This is a genomic window from Micrococcus sp. GbtcB5 (assembly GCF_019091605.1).
In the GTDB taxonomy this organism is placed as follows: domain Bacteria; phylum Actinomycetota; class Actinomycetes; order Actinomycetales; family Micrococcaceae; genus Micrococcus; species Micrococcus luteus.
In genome coordinates this window covers 1-237 of record NZ_JAGXJK010000458.1, presented here as the reverse complement: position 1 = coordinate 237, position 237 = coordinate 1, and the positions used below count along the sequence as shown (strand labels likewise).

The window sequence follows — 237 nt, the reverse complement described above, 5'->3', positions numbered from 1 at the left end:
GACCCGACCACGCATCACCATGACCACGCCGGCGTCGCGACCACCGGGTCCGGCCACCGTGACGACTCGCGCGCCGGGAACGAAGACCACACCATGGAACACGGTGACCACGCCGGGCACGGTCATCACGGCGGTGGGCACGCGGGCCACGGCGACCACGTCGGCCAGTTCCGGCGGCTGGTCTGTGTCAATCTGATCATCGCCATCCCGGTGGTCGCGTTCTCCCCCATGTTCGCC

General features: G+C 69.6%; 1 pseudogene. It reads left to right on the top strand.

Going from position 1 to position 237, the window contains the following annotated elements:
• Positions 1 to 237: pseudogene (locus tag KVS67_RS14240) on the top strand (heavy metal translocating P-type ATPase); the annotation flags it as partial.